This window comes from Adlercreutzia mucosicola DSM 19490, from assembly GCF_000422625.1.
GTDB lineage: Bacteria > Actinomycetota > Coriobacteriia > Coriobacteriales > Eggerthellaceae > Adlercreutzia > Adlercreutzia mucosicola.
The window spans coordinates 113343-130041 of the sequence record NZ_AUGK01000009.1; the positions used below are offsets into that span (position 1 = coordinate 113343).

Genomic DNA, 16699 nt, shown 5'->3' on the forward strand with positions numbered 1-16699 from the left:
GGCGGGCTCAAGGCCGGTCCCTGCGGAAGGATTGCAGCGAGGGCCATGCGCGCTTCCCGTCGCACATCGTAGGGGTGCGCTTCAGCCCGCCCGCAACCCGCTCACTGCCGCGGCCCGCAACCTGCGGGCGGCCCCTCCCGCCCTTCCCGGATAACAGTCCGCTGTCATACATCTGCTGGTGTATGGCGCCCGCGGCGGGGAAGGGTTACCATGACCGGTATGGATAGCTTTTTCCGACAGACGGGCAAACTTGCCGCCATCGACTGGCTCATCGACGCGGTTATCGCCGCGGGGGCCTTCGGGTTCTCCTGCCTGCAGTTGACGCTGGCGGTGAACCTGCTCATCCCCGACGACTTCATGCGCCGCCTCATGGGCATCCGGGCCGTGGTGCCCACGGGGGTGTCGTTGGCTGCCATCGCTGCGGTCACGTTGCCGCTGGTGGCGCGCCGGCGCTTCCCCTGGCCGGTGTTTCTGTGGACCATCCTGTCGTGGGGTCTGCTGCAAACGGAGATGAGCGGCATCTCGCTGTCCGTCGCAGGCCCGCTCGTGGCCCTGTTCACCCTGGCGGCCGAGCGCAGCCGCGGCGAGGCCGTGGGGGCCTGCGCGTTGGCGGCGGCCGTGTTCCTGTTCGCTCCCACGCCGCCCGATCAAGCCCGGGTGCTCACCCAGCTCACCGTGGTGCAGAATGTGGCCCTGGCCCTGGCGGCCGCTTTCGCCGGCTACGGCCTGCGCGAGCATCAAGACCGCGTCCAGGCCTTCGAGGAGCGCGCCCTGGCGGCCGAGCGCACCCGCGAGACCGAGGCCGAGCGCCGCGTGGAGGCCGAGCGCGTGTCCATCGCCCGCGAGGTGCACGACATCACGGCCCATTCCCTGTCGGCGGTGAGCATCCAGGCGGCCGCGGCCGAGCGTCTGGTGGAGCGGGACCCGGCGGCGGCCAAGGAGGCCATCGCCGAGGTGCGCCGCACCTCGAAGGCGGCCCTGGAGGAGATTCGCGCCATGATCGGCGTGCTGCGCTCGGGCGATCACGGTGCCGAGGTGGCCCCCACTGAGGGCACCGAGCGCATGGGCGACGTGGTGGCCTATCTGGAAGGGGCCGGGATCGAGACGTCCCTGGCCATGGAGGCCTACGACCGCGCCTGCGTGCCGACCTTCATCGACGTGGCCCTGTTCGGCATCGCCCGCGAGGCGGCCACCAATATCGTGCGCCACGCCGAGGCCCATCGCGCCGCCATTGCGCTGACGGTGCAGGGAGCGGCACCTGTTGCCTGGGCCCAGCTGACCGTGGACGACGATGGGCGCGGCCTCGCTGCTAGCGAGCCTGCCCCCGACCACCACGGCCTGGTGGGCATGCGCGAGCGGGCTCGCCTGCTGCACGGCAGTTTCGCCGCCACCCGCAGCCCCTGGGGCGGCGTGCGCATTACCGTGAGCATTCCCCTGACCCAGACGGAGGATTCCCATGGACGCTGATCCCATTCGCGTGCTCGTGGTCGATGACCAGGATCTGGTGCGCAGCGGCTTCAAGATGATCTTAAATACCTACGAGGGCATCGAGGTGGTCGGCGAGGCCCGCAACGGCGCCCGGGCGGTGGAAGAGGCCCAGCGCCTCAGGCCCGATGTGGTGCTTATGGACATCCGCATGCCGGAGATGAGCGGCATCGAGGCCTGCCGGGCCATCACGGCCAACCCGCTTTTGTCCAAGACCCGGGTGCTCGTGCTCACTACCTTCGACATCGACGAGTACGTCTACGACGCCCTGGGGGCCGGGGCGAGCGGCTTTCTGCTGAAGGACGCCGACCCCGACGACATCGCCGCCGCCATCCGCGTGGTGGCCGCCGGCGACGCGCTCATCCAGCCCTCGGTGATGCGCCGGCTCGTGGAGACCTTCGTGGCCGCCCGCCCCCGGGCGGGCTGGGGCACCGCCGAGGCCGCCGAGAAGCGCCGGCGAGCCTGTGCGAGCCTGACCGACCGCGAGCGCGAGATCCTCATGCTGGTGGCCCGCGGGCTTTCCAACGACGAGATCGCCGAGGAGCTTTTCATCTCGCCGGCCACGGTGAAAACCCACCTGGCGCGCATCATGGCCAAGACCGACGCCCATGATCGGGCCCAGCTGGTGGTGTTTGCCTATGAGACGGGCCTGGTAACCCCAGCGGGAAGGTAATCCCTGATCAAACCTATAATTGCAAGAAACTTGAGTGGAAAAAACTCAAGTTTTTCCCCTGGCCCCCTTGTTTTCTCGGGCGTTGCTGTTATGATGTCTTCCTGTTTAGCACTCGTAGTTAATGAGTGCTAGCACTTACCCCCAACGAGTGGTTAAATTGGAAGTTGCGCGCAGGCGCATCGACAACCATTGAAAGGACGGCAAGCTATGAATTTGAAGCCTCTGGGCGACCGCGTCATCCTGAAGCAGGACGAGGCCGAGGTCACCACCGCGTCCGGTCTCTTCCTGGCCTCCGATGCCAAGGAGAAGCCGCAGACCGGCACCATCATCGCCGTGGGCGAGGGCAAGATGGACAAGGACGGCAAGCTGATCCCCATGCCCGTGAAGGTCGGCGACAAGGTCATCTACGGCAAGTTCGGCGGCACCGAGATCGCCCTGGACGGCGAGAACGTGCTCATCCTCCGCGCCGACGACATTTATGCGATTGTCGAATAATTAGTTATTCGACAATCCGACGGCTTTCCGTGGCGGCCGCCTCGCGCTTCAGAACCTGCGGTCTTTCGCACACAGCGCAAAGGCTGCTTAGCTCAAGACCGCAGAACCTTCAGCACGATGCGACTCACCACGAAAAGCCTGCTGTTTCCCCTGTTAATTTTGAGAAGATAAAAAACTCGAAAGGAACGCGAACTTATGGCTAAGGAAATCAAGTTCGATACCGACGCTCGCTCCGCTCTGGCTGCGGGCGTGTCCAAGCTGGCCGATGCCGTCAAGGTGACGCTTGGCCCCAAGGGCCGCTACGTCGCCCTGGAGAAGTCCTACGGCGCCCCGCTCATCACCAACGACGGTGTGACCGTGGCCAAGGAAGTGGAGCTGGAGAACCCCGTGGAGAACATGGGCGCCCAGCTGGTGCGTGAAGTGGCCGTGAAGACCAACGACGTGGCCGGCGACGGTACCACCACCGCCACGCTGCTGGCCGACGTCATCGTCTCCGAGGGTCTGAAGAACGTGACTGCCGGCGCCGATGCCCTCGGTATCCGCCGTGGCATCGAGAAGGCCACCGACGCCATCGTGGATGCCATCAAGGCCGCTGCCACTCCGGTGTCCACCAAGGAGCAGATCGCGAACGTCGGCCGCATCTCCGCCGGCGACGCCGCCATCGGCGACAAGATCGCCGAGGCCATGGACGCTGTGGGCAACGACGGCGCCATCTCGGTGGAGGAGTCCCAGACCATCTTCGGCATCGACATGGAGATCGTCGAGGGCATGCAGTACGAGCGCGGCTACATCTCCCCCTACATGGCCACCGACATGGAGAAGATGGAGGCGGTGCTGAAGGATCCCTTCGTGCTGCTCACCGATATGAAGATCAACTCCATCCAGGACATGGTCCCGCTGCTGGAGGAGGTCATGCGCGCCGGCCGCCCGCTGTTCATCGTGGCCGAGGACGTGGAGGGCGAGGCTCTCTCCACCATCCTGCTGAACCGTCTGCGCGGCACCCTGTCCGTGGTGGCCATCAAGGCCCCCGGCTTCGGTGATCGCCGCAAGCGCATCCTGGAGGACATCGCCGTGGTCACTGGCGCCCAGGTCATCGACAAGGACTTCGGCATGACCATGGCCGATGCCACCATGGAGATGCTCGGCACCGCCAAGACCGTGAAGGTCACCAAGGACACCGCCCTTATCGTGGACGGCGCCGGCAAGAAGGAAGACATCCAGAACCGCATCCAGATCATCCGCGCCGAGCTGGAGCGCGTCGACTCCGACTTCGACCGCGAGAAGGCCCAGGAGCGCCTGGCGAAGCTGTCCGGCGGCGTGGCCGTGCTGAAGGTGGGCGCTGCTACCGAGTCCGAGCTGAAGGAGAAGAAGTCCCGCATCGAGGACGCCCTGCAGGCGACCCGCGCGGCCGTGGAGGAGGGCATCGTCGCCGGCGGCGGCGTGGCCCTGGTGGACGCCATCGGCGCCCTGGACTCCGTTGAGGCTGCTGACAAGGACGAGGAAGTCGGCATCAATATCATCCGCAAGGCCATCGAGGCTCCCATGCGCGCCATCGCCCAGAACGCGGGCTTCGAGGGCTCTGTGGTGGTCGAGAAGGTGAAGAGCCTGCCGGCCGGCGAGGGCCTGAACTGCGCCAACGGCGAGTACGGCAACATGATCGAGATGGGCGTGAACGACCCGGTGAAGGTGACCCGCACCGCGCTGCAGTCCGCAGCCTCCGTGGCGGCCCTCATCCTCATCACCGAGGCCACCATCAACGAGATCCCCAAGGACGGCCCCGACCTGTCCGCCTTGGCCGGTGCCATGGGCGGTGGCGGCGGGATGTACTAAGCCGGCAGGCCCCCGGGTCTTCGGTTGAGTAACCGCTCGACAAACTAACTCGCAGAAAGGCGCTCTCCGGGGCGCCTTTCTTGTTAGCTGAGACATGAGGTGCTTGCAATGTTAGTCAAGTGGTTCCGAGGCGTCGATGCAATCGACCGAGGTGGCGCGGCACAGCTCTGCCACAGCGGCGTTGCTCGTTAGCAGAGTGGCGTTCTGCTGGCGAGCCAGTGCGTAGTACACCAAATCGCTCACGGAAATCTGGTTGCCCCTCACGTTCCGAAACGCCTCGGGTATCAGGTTCTCATAGGGCTCGTGCTCGTCCACCAAGGTGAGCGCAAGTTCCAGGCACTTCTCGGTGACATCTCGAGATACTGCTCCCATGCGGATAAAGCGCGCAAAACCATTCGCCAGGTCGAGCCGCAGCGAGCTAGAGCTGGCTACCACGTCGCCCCTTAGAATAACCTCGCGCAGGGCCATGCCCTTGTCAGTCGCGCAGGCGATATCCATCGCCGCGCTCGCGTCAAGCACCAGCATGATGCTCCTTCCAATTCCGATTTCACCTAAGCGGGCTGTGCGACGGCCTCGCGCTTTGCGGGGGCGAGAAAGTTGTCCATGGTGCTGAGCGTTGTGGCTCTCTCGGCGGTGCGCAACGAGGCTCTGCCCGCTTCACCAGAGCTAAACCGCACTTCCAGGGTTCGGCCAACGCTCGTGGCGATTTCCGTGAGCAGGCCAACAGTGGGGCTCGTCGTGCCGTTTTCAATGCGCGCAATGGTCGATTGCGGCTTTCCGGCGAGATGGGCCAGCTGCTTCTGAGTAAGCCCCAGCTCGTCGCGCAGTCCAACAAGTGCCATGGCCAAATCCATCTTCTCGCATTCCTGCGCATAGACCTCCGCGAACTCTTTGCTTTCCGCGCATCGCTGTGCGGCGTATTCCTCAATCCAGCTCATCGTCGTCCCTTTCTTGTGTCGTACTCATCGCGCAGGCGTTTCGCCTTTTCTATTTCCCTGTCAGGCGTACGTTTCGTTTTCTTGGTAAAGCCATGGGTGATGACGTAGCGGCTGCCTGCTTTGTGGAAGTAGAGCGCGCGCTGCGCGTTCGATCCGAATTGACTCCTGAGCTCGAAGATTCCATCACGAAGCTTCTTCACCCATTGTTGGCGAATGGCTGCCTGTATGCCCTGGTGCTCCGTGCTGCGGATAACGGTAATGAGTTTCGCTGCATCTTGATCAGGCAGTGCATCAAGGAACTCCTGGAACTCGCAGGAGTCATCCGCCCTTCGCATTATTTCGAACTCAAGCTTCTTATCCATAACGAGATAATAGCATATATGCTAATACTGGTAATGCTGAAAAGCTATCAAAATCTTTTATCCAGAAGCCTTGATAATCAGAAGCGCGCGTTTTCCAAGTCTCGAATAAGGGGAGGGTGTTGCCGTTGCTCCGTGAGGACTTGTAGGCGAGGCCGGAGGGAATCGGAATCCTCTCACCGTCAAGTTCGGAGAGTATAATGAGATCGGAGAGCGAGCCGCAAGTGGTGCCTTCGATTGCGCATACATGGATGGCCTTCTGGAGGATGTCGGGGGCTTTGTCCGAATGGATGCTTGGGCTTCCAAGCGTGAACTTGAGGTTGGGCTCTGGGCCAAGCAGGTGGTTGATGAGCGCCCGCCATCGTCGAGACCGTGGATCCGGAAGCCAGCGCCATCGAATTTCGCTCATGAGCAAGCCCCCCCGTCTTGCGTTGACACGCCGCGCGTCCCTAGAGCGCAACAGCGTTATTCCTGCGGAAAGCGAGGGCGGTGCGGCCTTCGCGGTAGCCATCCTGGCGAGCCTGATGCTTTCCAAGAACCAGAAGGTGTCAGGCCCGTTCGTCGTAGATGCGGGCAACGGTTCGGTGGACGCGGGGCGATAAGCGCTAGAATCGTGCTATGGAAGAATTCATGCACATAGCAGAGCACGTGCTGGAGCACTCGGTTGCCGACACGCTCTACCTCATCCCGTTTCTGTGGGTCACCTATCTGGCCATGGAGTGGCTCGAGCACAAGACCGGGGGACGCACCCAGGACGCTATCCGCCACGCGGGGGCGGCCGGTCCCATTGTGGGCGCGTTTCTGGGCGTGGTGCCCCAGTGCGGCTTCTCGGCCGCGGCGGCCACCCTGTACGCGGGCCGCGTCATCACGCTCGGCACGCTGTTCGCCGTGTTTCTGTCCACCTCCGATGAGATGCTGCCCATCTTTCTGGCCGAGGCGGTGCCGGCCAACACCATCCTGTCCATCATGGGCGCGAAGGTGGTCATCGGCATGGTCATGGGCTTTATCGTGGACGCGGTGCTGCGCCTGGCCCGTCGCGACAAAGATCACCTGCGCATCCACGAGCTGTGCGAGCAGGACCAGTGCGGCTGCAACCACGACTGCCGCACCTGCGAGGCCGCTCCCGAGCGGGCCTACGAGCATCACGACGACGTGGAGCACACCCACAGCCATGGCCACGGCTGGAAGGGCATCCTCCTCAGCGCCACGAAGCACACCGTGCAGGTGACGCTGTTCATCTTCGTCATTACCATCGTGCTGAACATTGTGCTCGAGACGGTGGGGGAGGAGGCCTTGGCCCGTCTCCTCGGTGACAATCCCGCCTTCTCCGTTTTCGCCACGGCGCTCGTGGGGCTTATTCCCAACTGCGCGGCCAGCGTGGTCATCGCCCAGTTGTACGTGGAGGGGGTGCTGGGAGCCGGGGCCATGCTGGCCGGGCTTCTGGTGTCGGCCGGCGTGGGCCTGCTCGTGCTCGTGCGGGCGAACCGTCCCTGGCGGCAGAATGCGGCCATCATCGCGCTGCTCTACGTCATCGGCGTGTTCTGGGGGCTCGTCTGCAACGCCCTGGGCGTGGTGTTCTGAAGCTCGGGCGAAGGCGGCCTGTCGTCCGGGGGCAAATTTCGCTTAAACTGACGATTCGTCAAAATATCTTCTTGCACTGACAATGAGATCGTACTAATCTCGTAACGTTCATTTGCAGGGTCATTTTTGGGAAGAAGGCGATGGTCATGGCCGGCCGTATAGAAGTCATCGAGCGACTTCTCGCCGCCCATGAGACATGGTTCGATGTTGAGCGCGATCACTGCTTCGCGGGCCGCATCTTTCCCGGCTATGCCGAATTCCACTCATCAGCCTCCCAGTACGTGCTCGTGAAGCGCGCGAAGCTGTGGGAGGCCTCCAGTCACGAGTACCTGTTCTTCTGGCCCGCTGATCATCTGGACGAGGCGGCGTTGACCGACTTGCTGCACTTCATGACCCACGAGGCCCTGGGCAAGGTGCAGCTGACCTCCGACCACATGAGCTCGTACCTGTCGCTGGTCGTGGTAGCCGATGAGGTGGACGATATCGTGCCGCGGCTGGTGAGCCGGGCCCGGTTTCGCAAGAACTTCGCCCTCGGGCTGAAGGGATGGGCCGATATGCGCGTGGCCGTCGTCGATCTGTCGGCGCGCCGCATTTGGGCCAACACTCAGGGAAAGCCACTCGTGGAAACCTTGGCGGCGAACGCGTTTGCCGAAGATGCTCCGGCGGCGGAGGGCGGAAAGGCCGCGCCCGTGGCGGCGGTCGCGGACCGTTCCGCAGCTGATGCCGAGGCGCCGGCGGCAGAGGCGTCGGCCGTGAGGGTTTCGCGCGTGGGGAGATAAAGGGAAAGGAAAGGAAGGACAGACAGGAATGAACGCATTGGTCATTCTCATTGTAGCCATCGTCGTGCTCGTCGCGGGCTACATCTTCTACGGCGGCTGGCTCGCCCGCCAATGGGGCGTGAAGCCCGACCGCCCCACGCCGGCCCATGAGCTGGAGGACGGCAAGGACTACGTGCCCGCGCCGCCCTACGTGGTGCTGGGCCATCACTTCTCGTCCATTGCCGGCGCGGGCCCCATCAACGGCCCCATTCAGGCTGCCATCTTCGGCTGGGTGCCCGTGCTTCTGTGGGTGCTCATCGGCGGCATCTTCTTCGGTGCCATGCACGACTTCGGCGCGCTGTTCGCCTCTATCCGCCACAAGGGGCAGACGCTGGCCACCGTTATCGCCCACAATATCGATGACACGGCCAAGAAGCTGTTCTGCATCTTCGCCTATTTGACGCTCATCCTGGTGGTGGCCGCCTTCGCCTCCATCGTGGCGAGCACCTTCGCCGTTGCGCCCGTGCCGCTCGATGACGCTGCCAAGGCCGCTGCCGCCGAGGCGGCCAACATGGCGAATATGCGCACGGCTATGATCTCGGTGCTGTTCATCGTGGTGGCCGTCATCTACGGCCTCGTTACCCGCGGCCGCAAGATCCCCGCGGCGGCCAACATCGTCTCGGCCATCGCCATCATTGTGGTCGTGGTGGCGCTTGGCTATAATCTGCCGGTCATCGCGCTGGACAACACCACGTGGATGTTCATCGTGGGCCTCTACATTCTGGTGGCCTCGGTGGCCCCGGTGTGGATTCTGCTCCAGCCGCGCGACTACCTGTCGAGCTACCTGCTCTACGGCATGATCGCCCTGGCTCTCGTCGGCATCATCGGCGCGGGCCTGACGGGAGATGCCGCCTCGCTCGAGATTCCGGCGTTCACCGGCTTTGCCGCCGCGGCGGGTGAGAGCAAGGTGGCCGCCTCGGGCTTTTTGTTCCCGGCCCTGTTCATCACCATCGCCTGCGGCGCCATCTCCGGCTTCCACAGCCTCGTAGCCTCCGGCACCACTTCCAAGCAGCTCGATCGCGAGGCCGAGGCCCAGCCCATCGCCTACGGCGGCATGCTGCTGGAATGCCTCGTCGCCGTCATCTCGCTGTGTGCCGTGGCCTTCGTGTTCGCCGGCTACATGGACGGCACCTATGCCTCGCCGACCCAGGTGTTCGCCGCGGGTCTGTCGCAGATGCTCGCCTGCGTGCCCGGGCTGGCCGGGGTGGAGTCTGTCGCCTACGCCCTGCTCGTGCTGGCCGTGTCGGTGTTCTGCCTCACCTCGCTCGACACCGCCACGCGCCTGGGCCGCTACATGTTCCAAGAGCTGTTCACCCCGCACGGCATGGAGATGGACGAGCTGACCGGCTGGCGTAAGGTGCTCACCAACCCGTGGGTGGCCACCATCATCACGGTTGTCTTCGGCGTGGGGTTGGGGCTGACCGGATACCAGCTCGTCTGGCCGCTGTTCGGTGCCGCCAACCAGTTGCTGGCCGCCCTCGGCCTTCTGGCCGTGTGCGCGTGGCTCGGCAATGCGGGCCGCAACAACAAGATGTTCTACCTGCCCATGGCCTTCATGATGGTGGTGACGCTGTGCTCGCTGGCGCTTACCGTGTGGGGCAAGATCGGCCTCATCGCCGCCGGTGCGGTGGACGCGGCCACGGTGCTGCAGCTCGTCATCGGGCTTCTGCTCATGGTGTTCGCCGTCATCTTGGCGGTGAAGGGGGCGCGTACCATTTTCGGAGGGAAGCGGAGCGCCTAAGGGGACGGGGAGGGAGCGCCGCTCGGCCGCCCGTGCGGCGCTCCGCCGTCTCCCGCATGCCCCCGCGCTCCATTTAGTGGGCCGCAGGGCTGTCCCGGGGCCCTTCTGCTAATATAGGCGGCAGCCTCGATGCGGGGCCATTCATCACGCAGTCTTATTCCAAGGGGAGGAGAGCCCATGGTTGAATTGGGAGACGAGAAGGTCATCTACGCCTTCGGTGCCGATGTGGAGCCGGTGCTCACGGTGAGCTCGGGCGAGACGGTGCGCATTCGCACGAAGGACTGCTTCGGCAACCAGGTGCGCACCGCCGCCGATGTGCTGGACGAGATCGACTGGGACCGCATCAATCCCGCCACGGGTCCCATCTTCGTTGAGGGTGCGCAGCCCGGCGGCGCGCTGAAGGTGCAGATCGACGCCATCGAGCTGGATGACCAGACGGCCTCGTGCACCGGCGAGGGCGAGGGCGTGTGCGGGGATCGCTTCGATGCCTGGTCCACGAAGCTCTGCGCCATCGAGGGCGATCGATTGGTGTGGGATGCGGGGCTCTCCATCCCGCTGGCGCCCATGATCGGTGTCATCGGCGTGGCGCCGGCCGGCGAGCCGGTGAACTGCGGCACGCCCGGCTCTCATGGCGGCAACATGGACAACACCGCCATCGGCGCCGGGGCCACCCTGTACTTCCCCGTGGCCGTGCCCGGGGCCCTGTTCGGCCTGGGCGACATGCACGCGGTGATGGGCGACGGCGAGGTGTCGGTGTCGGGGGCCGAGGTGGCTGGCTGGGCCACGGTGACCCTGACGGCCCTGCCCGAGTTGGCGGTGCCGAACCCCCTCATCGAGACGGCGACGCACTTCGGCATCATCGCCTCGGCCGAGACCTTGGACGCCGCGGCCGATTTGGCCGTGCACCAGATGGTGGATCTTTTGGCCGCGGGCACGGGGCGGGGGGCCGACGAGCTCGTCATGCTGCTGTCGCTCGTGGCCGACGTGCGGGTGTGCCAGATGGTGGACCCCGAGAAGACCGTGCGCTTCATGGTACCGAAGTACGTGCTTGAGGGTATCGGCTTTTCGTTGCCGGCTTAAAATCGGCTCACTACGGGGCGCGGGCAAGAAAGAGGCCGGCGCCCCGTTCTCTTTTGCGGGCCGGCGCTTGCGGTTTCGACGGCCCCCTCAACGGCGTTTCCCCTGTCGCCCATTGTCACCCCCCCCGTCCCGAAGGGAGCTTTCCATGCAGATCATCCAGGATCAGGTGTACTCGTTTTCCAAGGACCACGCCCCGGCGGCCACGGCCGTGCCGGGCGAGGTGCTCCAGTTCAACACTCTCGACTGCTTCTCCAACCGCATCACCGACGAGTCGGTCACCATGGATACGTTGGATTACGGCTACGACGGGGCCAACCCCGCCGCTGGCCCCGTGTTCGTGGAAGGGGCCGAGCCGGGCGATGTGCTCGTGGTGGACATCTACGACATCCGCGTGGCCGACGAGGGCACCGTGGCCACCGACGACCACTGCGGCCCGCTTTTCGAGGGCACGCCCTACCGCTCGCGCAAGGTGCCGGTGAAAAACGGCATGGCCACCTTCAATGGCGTGAGCTTCCCCATCAACCCCATGATCGGCGTGATCGGCACGGCGCCTGCCGGCGACGATGTGATCGACGGCTACGTGGGGGCCCATGGTGGCAACATGGACAACCACCTTATCACCAAGGGCACCCGCCTGTACTTCCCCGTGCGCGTGCCCGGGGCGCTGCTGCAGATGGGAGATGTGCACGCGGCCATGGGCGACGGCGAGCTGTGCGGCACGGGCATCGAGATTCCCGCCACCATCGTGGTGCGCGTGGATGTGCTGAAGAACTTCGAGCTGCACTGGCCGGTGCTGGAGACCTTCGGGCCTTGCGGCCGCTGGTACGTGAACGCCAGCGCGCCGGAGTACGACGAGGCCGTGATGAACGCCGCCAAGGAGCTGCGCCGTTTGCTGATGGCCGTTACCGGATGGGACGCCGCCGACACCTACATGTACATGTCGCTGCAGTCCGACGTGCAGATCAGCCAGGGTTGCAAGCCCTGCGAGGTGCAGCTGTCCCTGCGCATCGGCACGCCGAAGTTGCCCCAGTTCCCGCCGCTGGTGGGCTAGGGGAGGGCCTCCCGTTTTGTTCTTGCGCCCAAAAGGCGAGCGGGATGGTAAGCTATCGCCGCGCCTTGGGGCGCAAGGGCAAATCGGTCGGCCCGTGCCGGGGAGAAGGTAGGGGTCGGCCGGTTGGAGAAAGAGGGATCTGGAAGGGAAGGAAAGGAGACAATTCATGTCGAAACCCATCCAAGAGCCAACCATCGGTCTCGGTGAGAACATCGAGGCCTTCGGCTACAAGCAGGAGCTGCGCCGCGGGCTGCAACTCCACGACGTCGTTCTCTATGGCGTTCTGTTCATGGTGCTCATCGCGCCGCAGTCCATCTGGGGCTCGCTGCAGGTCGATTCCGGCGGTCTGACGCCGCTCGTGTACATCATCGGCTTTGTCGCAATCAGCTTCACGGCCTTGAGCTACGCGGCGATGTCCAACAAGTTTCCCATCGCCGGCTCGGTGTACTCCTATGTGCAGCGCGCCATCAACCCCCACGTGGGCTTCATGTCCGGCTGGCTCATTCTGCTGGACTACATCCTGGTTCCCTCGCTTTTGCTGGTCATGGTGGCCAACTGGGGCACCACGCTCGTGCCCGGCTCACCCTGGTGGCTGTGGGTACTGGTGTTCATCGCCTTCAACACCTACGTGAACGTGCGCGGCATCACCATGTCGAAGGGTGTGGACTGGATCATCTTCGCCGTGGAGATCGTGGCGCTCATCGTGTTCATCGCCGTGGGCTGCATGTACGTCTCCGGGGGCGGCGGCTACGGTGAGTTCTCCACCGAGCCGTTCTACAAGCCCGGTGAGGTGGACCTCCACTTCGTGGCAACGGCCGTCTCCCTGGCCTGCCTGTCCTTCCTCGGCTTCGACGGCATGTCCACCCTGGCTGAGGAGACCCATCGTCCCGAGAAGAACATCGGCAAGGGCATCCTTATCGCGCTGTGCATCATGATCGTCGTGTTCGTGGCCCAGACCTACGTGGCCGCCCTCATTCTGCCCGACTGGGCGAACACCGATCCCGATATGGGCTTCTTCGATGCTTGCTACACCGCCGGCGGCCTGCTGCTGCAGAACTTCATGCTGGTGATCAACATCGTGGCCATCGGTATCGCCAACATCATGAACGCCCAGATCGCCTCCTCGCGCCTGCTGTTCTCCATGGGCCGCGACGGCGTGCTGCCCCGCGTGCTCGGCAAGGTGCATCCCAAGTACCAGACCCCCTGGGTGGCCGCCATCTTCCTGGGCGTGTTCTCGCTGGTTCTCACTTTGACCGCCGGCCAGTTCGGCGGCATGACGGTGCTCGCCCCTATGGTGAACTTCGGCGCCCTGGCCTCGTTCATCATTCTGAACTTCGGCGTGTTCTGGTATTTCTGGTGCCGCGAGAAGCAGCGCGGCCCCAAGGCCGTTCTGCGTTACCTGGTGTGCCCGTGGGTCGGCATCCTCATTCTGATCTATGTGTTCACCGGCTTCGATCTGCTCACCTACGGCGTCGGCGTCAGCTGGTTTGTCGTGGGTCTCATCATCGCCGCGGTTATCTCCAAGGGCTTCAAGGAGGTACCCGAGGCTTTCAAGCACTTGGAAGTGTAGGCGCCCCTTCGGCATTGCGGCGCGGTGCCATCGGATTGCGCTTGCCGGGGCCGCCCATGGGGCGGCCCCTTTTCGTTGGGGAATACCCCTAAGGGCGGCGGCGGATTTTGTCGAAAGCTCTCAAGCGGTTTGCGGGAACGAACCGTTATAGTGGTCGGAACGAGAAAACCGAGAGGAGACATCCATGACCGCACTGTCCGCCGGTATGACCCGCGACGAGGCTGCAGCACTTCTGGCTGCGCACAACCAAGATCCCTTCCACATCGAGCATGGCGAGACCGTGGAGCAGACTATGCGCTACTTCGCCCGCGAGTTCGATCCGGAAAACGAGGAATTCTGGGGCATCGTGGGGCTGTTGCACGACCTGGACTGGGAAGAGCACGACGACGAGCCCGAGAAGCACACCTTGTACGCCGCGCCCCTCATCGAGGAGGCGGGCGGCACGCCGGAACTCATCCGCGCCATCCAGTCCCATACGTCCGACTTCAATCCCGACCTGCCAAAGCCCGAGCTGCAGATGGAGAAGATCCTGTTTGCCACCGAGGAGCTCACCGGGCTCATCGGCGCGGCCGTGGTGATGCGCCCGAGTCGGTCGGTCATGGACTTCAACGTGAAGTCGCTGAAGAAGAAGTACAAGGACAAGCGCTTCGCCGCCGGCGTGAACCGCGAGGTCATCGCGAGCGGTGCGGCGATGCTCGGTTGGGAGCTCGATGAGCTGTTCGCCCGCACCATCGAGGCCATGCAGTCTTTCGCTCCCGACCGCGACACGTTTGTGGCCGCTGAGTAAGCGAGGTTGGCGCGTATATTCCGCACCGCATTCTTCTCGCCGTTCCCATCGTTTGGTGGGGACGGTTTTTTTATTGGGAGTTTGACAAGTTTGAAAAGAATGCGCGGGTTTTGGCGGGTGGGTCTACAATGGCAGGTGGAATTGGCTCGGCCGTCCCTTTTGGGCGGCTCTGCGGCAGAAAGGACGCCCATGTGGTGTAAGAAGATGCTGGTGGCCTACGACGGCAGCGCGCCGTCCCATCGGGCCCTGGAGGTGACGCGCGAGATCGCGGCCCAGAACCCCGCCGTGGAGGTGGTGCTCGTGCACGTGATGCGGCTGTTCTCGTCGGGTTCGGCGGCGGCCGGGATGGACACCGTCATGGTGGACGATGCCATGGCCGTTCGCAGGGAATTGGAGGCTATCGCCGAGGCCATGGTGAACCCCGCCGAGGTGAAGCTGCTGAAGGGCACCTCCCCGGCCGATCTCATCGTGAACTGTGCGAAGGAGGAGGGCTGCGACCTCATCATCATGGGCAGTCGCGGCCAGGGCGGCGTGAAGGGCTTTCTGGGCTCGGTCAGCTACGCCGTGACCAAGGAATCGCCCATGACGGTGCTGATCGCGAAAGAAGGCGACTGTCGATAATGGCCTCATCCGTTGCGGCGCCCACAGGGACGTCTCGGTCTCGGGGAGTCTCCGGGTCGCCTGCGCCTTGTAGTGCGCGGCCCCGTCCGCTGTGGACGAGGAACTTCGTCGCCGGAACCTTCCTGAACTTCTTTATCGCGGGCAATTACTTCATGCTCATGGTGGTGATGACCGCCTATGCGCTTTCGGTGTACCAGGCGCCGGCCAGCGTGGCCGCTTTCTGCGCGAGCGCGTTCATCCTGGGTACGCTGTTCTCGCGCTTCGTCACGGCGCCGCTGATGGATCGGGTGGGGCGCCTGCCGCTTTTGATCGTCGGCTGCTGCACTGAGGTGGCCCTGACGGCGCTGTACCTGCTGAACGAGCCTTTGGGGGCGCTCATCGGCGTGCGCTTGCTGCACGGGTTCGCCTACGGGGTGTGCTCCACGGTGATCGCTACCATCATCACGAGCATCGTGCCGCCTGAGCGCAAGGGCGAGGGCATCGGGTACTTCATGCTGTCGATCACCTTGGGCAGTGCCATCGGCCCGTTCGCGGGCATCTTCTTAGCGAACAACTTCGGCTACCCCGTCACCTTCGCCGTGGCCGCGGTGCTGGCCTCGCTGTCCATCCCGGCAGCCCTGCTGCTGCGCCCTCCGCGGGAGACCCGGGTGAAGGGCCGCAAGGCCGCAGCGCGGGAAGAGATGGAGGCGGCCGAGGAGGCCGCGGGCGGTGCCGTGGCCGACGCGCCTGTCGAGGCGGCGCGCTCTGAGGCGGCGGCCGTGCGGGCCGAGGAGGCTGCGGGCGATAATGGCACCGAGGGCGCCGAGGGCGCGCCGTGTCCCGTGTGCGCCGGCACCGACGACGACTGCCCGATGTGCACGCGCATCCCTTCCACCCACTTGGAAGAAGTGGTCGCCGCCAAGGTGCGCCGCTCGCCCCTGGTGCGCTTCGTAGAGGCCGGCGTGCTGCCCATCGCGCTCGTGTGCGGCCTTTTGTTCTTCGGCTATTCCAGCCTTCTGACGTTTCTCACGCCCTACGCCAACGAGATCGGCCTGGGACGGGCGGCCAGCGTGTTCTTCGTGGCCTACGCCCTGGCCATGTTCATAACGCGGCCCTTCACCGGGCGCGCCTTCGATCGGGTGGGACCGCATCCCGTGATGATTCCCGCGTTCTTTTCATTCGCGGCCGGCATGGTGGTGGTAGCGTTCGCGGCTAACGACTGGATGCTGCTCGGTGCGGCGCTGCTGCTGGGCTTCGGTGTGGGCACCGTGCAGTCCTGCGGTCTGGCCATGGCCGTGCGCGTTTCGTCTGATGAGCGCCTCGGCGTGGCCAACGCCACCTTCTACATGCTGCTGGACGTGGGTGTGGGCATCGGCCCGGTGCTGCTCGGCGTGCTCGTTCCCCTCATCGGGTACTCGGCTCTGTACCTCTGCATGGCCGCCGTGGGCCTTATGGCCCTGGCCCTGTTCCTGGTAGTGGCCAAAACCGAGAAGGGCGCACGGTAGGGGAAGCTGATTGAGAAGCGGGCCGCCGATTTCGCTCTTAACTTGTTCGGTGATTTATGCGTTCACATAAATGAAGATGGTGCGCACGGTGTCGGCCAGGTTGCCGGAGGCATTGGCCATGGAGTAGTCGTAGGACAGCACCGCCGACCAGGTGTGGGCCACACCCTCCAAATCCACCGTGCCGGA

Annotated in this window: 18 protein-coding genes; 14 read left to right on the forward strand and 4 right to left on the reverse strand. The window is 64.4% G+C overall.

The features are described from left to right. The first annotated feature begins 210 nt into the window (after positions 1-210). The 4 genes from G503_RS0106655 to groL all read left to right on the forward strand — a co-directional run bounded on the left by G503_RS0106655 (position 211) and on the right by groL (position 4483). Positions 211-1467, forward strand: a complete 1257-nt coding sequence (locus tag G503_RS0106655; RefSeq protein ID WP_235715515.1) for a sensor histidine kinase — start codon at positions 211-213, stop codon at positions 1465-1467. Beyond that, positions 1457-2158, forward strand: a complete 702-nt coding sequence (locus G503_RS0106660; protein WP_028026965.1) for a response regulator transcription factor — start codon at positions 1457-1459, stop codon at positions 2156-2158. The genes G503_RS0106655 and G503_RS0106660 overlap by 11 nt, the downstream gene beginning before the upstream one ends. 207 nt (positions 2159-2365) lie before the next feature. Continuing rightward, a complete protein-coding gene (locus G503_RS0106665) occupies positions 2366-2653 on the forward strand; it encodes a co-chaperone GroES (protein WP_028026966.1) in 288 nt (95 codons plus the stop codon). Between the two features lie 195 nt (positions 2654-2848). Continuing rightward, positions 2849-4483, forward strand: a complete 1635-nt coding sequence (groL, locus tag G503_RS0106670) for a chaperonin GroEL (protein WP_028026967.1) — start codon at positions 2849-2851, stop codon at positions 4481-4483. Positions 4484-4594: 111 nt separating this feature from the next. Here the strand turns inward: groL and G503_RS0106675 are convergent, their stop codons facing one another. The 4 genes from G503_RS0106675 to G503_RS16350 are packed head-to-tail and all read right to left on the reverse strand — an operon-like array spanning position 4595 to position 6189. Further along, positions 4595-5008, reverse strand: coding sequence for a type II toxin-antitoxin system VapC family toxin (locus G503_RS0106675; protein ID WP_028026968.1), 414 nt, complete (start codon positions 5006-5008; stop codon positions 4595-4597). Positions 5009-5034: 26 nt separating this feature from the next. After that, entirely contained in the window at positions 5035-5421 is a 387-nt protein-coding gene (locus G503_RS14145; protein WP_084636352.1) for a helix-turn-helix transcriptional regulator, read from the reverse strand. Next, a complete protein-coding gene (locus G503_RS0106685; RefSeq protein WP_028026969.1) occupies positions 5418-5783 on the reverse strand; it encodes a type II toxin-antitoxin system RelE/ParE family toxin in 366 nt (121 codons plus the stop codon). Before G503_RS0106685 ends, G503_RS14145 begins: the two co-directional genes overlap by 4 nt. Continuing rightward, the gene (locus G503_RS16350) at positions 5776-6189 is read right to left on the reverse strand and encodes a hypothetical protein (protein ID WP_156891951.1); all 414 of its coding nucleotides are present in this window, start codon (positions 6187-6189) and stop codon (positions 5776-5778) included. Before G503_RS16350 ends, G503_RS0106685 begins: the two co-directional genes overlap by 8 nt. Here G503_RS16350 and G503_RS0106690 point away from each other — a divergent pair. The 10 genes from G503_RS0106690 (at position 6188) to G503_RS0106735 (ending at position 16513) form a co-directional block, all read left to right on the forward strand. Then, positions 6188-6382 (forward strand): hypothetical protein, encoded by a 195-nt coding sequence (locus G503_RS0106690; protein WP_028026970.1) that lies wholly within the window; start codon positions 6188-6190, stop codon positions 6380-6382. The genes G503_RS16350 and G503_RS0106690 overlap by 2 nt on opposite strands. Positions 6383-6410: 28 nt before the next feature. Further along, positions 6411-7361, forward strand: coding sequence for a putative manganese transporter (locus G503_RS0106695; RefSeq protein WP_028026971.1), 951 nt, complete (start codon positions 6411-6413; stop codon positions 7359-7361). A gap of 146 nt (positions 7362-7507) precedes the next feature. Then, positions 7508-8140, forward strand: coding sequence for a hypothetical protein (locus G503_RS0106700; protein ID WP_156891952.1), 633 nt, complete (start codon positions 7508-7510; stop codon positions 8138-8140). A gap of 28 nt (positions 8141-8168) precedes the next feature. Beyond that, entirely contained in the window at positions 8169-9920 is a 1752-nt protein-coding gene (locus G503_RS0106705) for a carbon starvation CstA family protein (protein WP_028026973.1), read from the forward strand. A gap of 177 nt (positions 9921-10097) precedes the next feature. Then, positions 10098-11000: an acetamidase/formamidase family protein gene (locus G503_RS0106710; RefSeq protein WP_028026974.1), complete on the forward strand. Its 903-nt coding sequence runs from the start codon at positions 10098-10100 to the stop codon at positions 10998-11000. Between the two features lie 145 nt (positions 11001-11145). Next, positions 11146-12051, forward strand: a complete 906-nt coding sequence (locus G503_RS0106715; RefSeq protein WP_028026975.1) for an acetamidase/formamidase family protein — start codon at positions 11146-11148, stop codon at positions 12049-12051. Positions 12052-12217: 166 nt separating this feature from the next. Beyond that, positions 12218-13621 (forward strand): APC family permease, encoded by a 1404-nt coding sequence (locus G503_RS0106720; RefSeq protein ID WP_051191004.1) that lies wholly within the window; start codon positions 12218-12220, stop codon positions 13619-13621. Positions 13622-13805: 184 nt separating this feature from the next. After that, on the forward strand, positions 13806-14408 hold the full coding sequence (locus G503_RS0106725) for an HD family phosphohydrolase (RefSeq protein WP_028026977.1): 603 nt from the start codon (positions 13806-13808) through the stop codon (positions 14406-14408). A 189-nt stretch (positions 14409-14597) separates the two neighbouring features. Beyond that, positions 14598-15029: a universal stress protein gene (locus tag G503_RS0106730; protein WP_028026978.1), complete on the forward strand. Its 432-nt coding sequence runs from the start codon at positions 14598-14600 to the stop codon at positions 15027-15029. Beyond that, positions 15029-16513: an MFS transporter gene (locus G503_RS0106735; RefSeq protein ID WP_084636354.1), complete on the forward strand. Its 1485-nt coding sequence runs from the start codon at positions 15029-15031 to the stop codon at positions 16511-16513. The genes G503_RS0106730 and G503_RS0106735 overlap by 1 nt, the downstream gene beginning before the upstream one ends. Positions 16514-16699 lie beyond the last annotated feature (186 nt).

Excerpts from the sequence above, each read along its gene's own strand:
- G503_RS0106720 (WP_051191004.1), top strand. The coding sequence starts at position 12,218 with ATGTCGAAACCCATCCAAGAGCCAACCATCGGTCTCGGTGAGAACATC.
- G503_RS0106665 (WP_028026966.1), top strand. The coding sequence starts at position 2,366 with ATGAATTTGAAGCCTCTGGGCGACCGCGTCATCCTGAAGCAGGACGAG.
- G503_RS0106700 (WP_156891952.1), top strand. The coding sequence starts at position 7,508 with ATGGCCGGCCGTATAGAAGTCATCGAGCGACTTCTCGCCGCCCATGAG.
- G503_RS0106715 (WP_028026975.1), top strand. The coding sequence starts at position 11,146 with ATGCAGATCATCCAGGATCAGGTGTACTCGTTTTCCAAGGACCACGCC.
- G503_RS0106705 (WP_028026973.1), top strand. The coding sequence starts at position 8,169 with ATGAACGCATTGGTCATTCTCATTGTAGCCATCGTCGTGCTCGTCGCG.
- G503_RS0106710 (WP_028026974.1), top strand. The coding sequence starts at position 10,098 with ATGGTTGAATTGGGAGACGAGAAGGTCATCTACGCCTTCGGTGCCGAT.
- G503_RS0106675 (WP_028026968.1), bottom strand. The coding sequence starts at position 5,008 with ATGCTGGTGCTTGACGCGAGCGCGGCGATGGATATCGCCTGCGCGACT.
- G503_RS0106660 (WP_028026965.1), top strand. The coding sequence starts at position 1,457 with ATGGACGCTGATCCCATTCGCGTGCTCGTGGTCGATGACCAGGATCTG.
- G503_RS14145 (WP_084636352.1), bottom strand. The coding sequence starts at position 5,421 with ATGAGCTGGATTGAGGAATACGCCGCACAGCGATGCGCGGAAAGCAAA.
- G503_RS0106695 (WP_028026971.1), top strand. The coding sequence starts at position 6,411 with ATGCACATAGCAGAGCACGTGCTGGAGCACTCGGTTGCCGACACGCTC.
- G503_RS0106655 (WP_235715515.1), top strand. The coding sequence starts at position 211 with ATGACCGGTATGGATAGCTTTTTCCGACAGACGGGCAAACTTGCCGCC.
- G503_RS0106690 (WP_028026970.1), top strand. The coding sequence starts at position 6,188 with ATGAGCAAGCCCCCCCGTCTTGCGTTGACACGCCGCGCGTCCCTAGAG.
- groL (WP_028026967.1), top strand. The coding sequence starts at position 2,849 with ATGGCTAAGGAAATCAAGTTCGATACCGACGCTCGCTCCGCTCTGGCT.
- G503_RS0106730 (WP_028026978.1), top strand. The coding sequence starts at position 14,598 with ATGTGGTGTAAGAAGATGCTGGTGGCCTACGACGGCAGCGCGCCGTCC.
- G503_RS0106735 (WP_084636354.1), top strand. The coding sequence starts at position 15,029 with ATGGCCTCATCCGTTGCGGCGCCCACAGGGACGTCTCGGTCTCGGGGA.
- G503_RS16350 (WP_156891951.1), bottom strand. The coding sequence starts at position 6,189 with ATGAGCGAAATTCGATGGCGCTGGCTTCCGGATCCACGGTCTCGACGA.
- G503_RS0106725 (WP_028026977.1), top strand. The coding sequence starts at position 13,806 with ATGACCGCACTGTCCGCCGGTATGACCCGCGACGAGGCTGCAGCACTT.
- G503_RS0106685 (WP_028026969.1), bottom strand. The coding sequence starts at position 5,783 with ATGGATAAGAAGCTTGAGTTCGAAATAATGCGAAGGGCGGATGACTCC.